Consider the following 2268-nt stretch of genomic DNA (forward strand, 5'->3'; position numbering starts at 1 on the left):
CGTCTCCAACCTCACCGGCACACTCGCCACCCCCGAGGACCTCTGCACCGCCGACTACTGGGTCCGCCACGTCCGCCAGGCCGTCCGCTTCGCCGACGGGATCACGTACCTCGCCGAGCAGGGCGTCACGTCCTTCATCGAGCTGGGCCCCGACGGAACCCTCTCCGCCATGGCCCAGGAAATCGCGTCCGACAGCGAAGAAGCGGTCTTCGCGCCCGTACTCCGCAAGAACCGCCCGGAGGCCGAAACCCTCACCCAGGCCGTCGCCCAAGCCCACATCCACGGTCAGGAGCTGAACTGGGACGGCATCTTCGCAGGCCACGGCGCGCGCCGCGTCGACCTGCCCACCTACGCCTTCCAGCACCAGCACTACTGGCTCCACGCGACGGCCTCGTCCGGCGACGCCACCAGTCTCGGGCTCGGCACCACCGGGCACCCGCTGCTCGGCGCCACCATCGCTCTCCCCGACTCCGACAGCGTCCTGCTCACCGGCCGGCTCTCCCTCCAGTCGCACCCCTGGCTCGCCGACCACACCGTCATGGACACCGTCCTCCTTCCCGGCACCGCGCTGGTCGAGCTGGCCATCCACGCCGGTGACCAGGTCGCCTGCGGATCCCTGGAGGAGCTGACGCTCCAGGCCCCGCTCGTACTCCCGCGGCAGGGCGGTATCGCCCTCCGCGTGACCGTGGCCGCCGCCGACGACGAGGGGCACCGCCGCGTCACCGTCCACTCACGGCTCGACGGTGCCGAGGCGGAGACGCCGTGGACGTCCCACGCCACCGGGCTCCTGGCCGAGGGAGGTTCCTACAGCGGCGCCGACCTGTCCGTCTGGCCGCCCGAGGGTGCCGACGTCCTCGAACTCGACGGGCTGTACGAGGGTCTGGCGAGTGTCGGCCTCACCTACGGCCCGGTCTTCCAGGGCCTGCGCGCCGCCTGGCGGCTCGGTGACGACGTGTTCGCCGAGGTCACGCTCCCGGAGGGCACCGAGACCGACGGCTACGGACTGCACCCCGCACTCCTCGACGCCGTGCTGCACGCCGTCTCCCTGGGGGACTTCACCGAGGCGTCGGACGAGGCACTTCTGCCGTTCTCCTGGAGCGGTGTGTCCCTCCACGCCACCGGTGCCTCCGCGCTCCGCGTCAAGCTCTCGGCAGCCGGTACCAACGCCGTGTCGATCAGCGCGGTCGACGGGAGCGGTGCGTCCGTCGCGGCCGTGGAGTCGCTGATGCTGCGGCCGGTGGACTCCGCGCAGCTCGCCACCGACCGGCACGCCTTCCACGAGTCGCTGTTCGAGGTGGACTGGACGGGCATCTCCGTCCCGGCTCCCGTGCGCGGCGCCCTGGCCGTGATCGGCACCGATGCCGGGCTGCCGGCCGGCGCCCCGGAGTCCGTGACGTATGCCGGTCTCGACGCCCTCGCCGATGCCGTCGCATCCGGTACGCCCGTGCCGGACGTCGTCCTCGTGGAGTCGGCCGCAGCCGATGAGGGCATGGACCCGGCCGATGCCGCACACCTCGCCGCTCACCGGACGCTGGCCCTCGTGCAGGACTGGCTGGCCGAGGACCGCCTCGCGGACTCCCGCCTGGTCTTCGTCACGCGCGGTGCCATCGCCGCCGGTCCCGGCGACGCTGTCACCGACCTGGCCAACGCTCCGGTCTGGGGCCTCGTACGGTCCGCGCAGGCCGAGAACCCCGACCGGTTCGTCCTCATCGACACCGATGACGCGTCGTGCGACGCCTGGGACAGGCTCGCCTCGGTGGCATCGGCCGGTGAGCCGGAGGCGGCGGTGCGCGGTGACTCCGTGCTCGTGCCGCGGCTGGCCCGCGTGGCTGTCGCCGACGGCGATCCGGCGGACTTCCGCCTGGACCCGGCCGGGACCGTCCTCATCACCGGCGGCACGGGCGCCCTGGGCTCCCTCGTCGCCCGCCACCTCATCTCCGAGCACGGAGTACGCAACCTGCTGCTCACCAGCCGCCGAGGACTCGACGCCGCGGGCGCACCCGAACTGGCCGCCGAACTGGCCGAACTCGGCGCCGACACCGTGGAGATCGCGGCCTGCGACGCCGCCGACCGCAGCTCCCTCGAAACGCTGCTCAAGTCCATCGACCACGAGCGTCCGCTGACCGCCGTCATCCACACGGCCGGTGTCCTGGACGACGGAGTCATCGGCTCCCTCACCCCCGAACGCCTCGACGCGGTCCTGCGGCCCAAGGCGGACGCCGCCCTCAACCTCCACGAACTCACACGCGAACTGAACCTCTCCGCCTT

The 2268-nt window shown here is 72.5% G+C and carries 1 protein-coding gene; it reads left to right on the plus strand.

The annotated features are described in order from the left end of the window. The coding region (locus IG54_RS0137090; RefSeq protein ID WP_030795564.1) for a type I polyketide synthase at positions 1-2268 on the plus strand (2268 nt) is incomplete at both ends.

The organism is Streptomyces sp. NRRL S-920, assembly GCF_000717945.1.
Lineage (GTDB): Bacteria > Actinomycetota > Actinomycetes > Streptomycetales > Streptomycetaceae > Streptomyces > Streptomyces alboniger.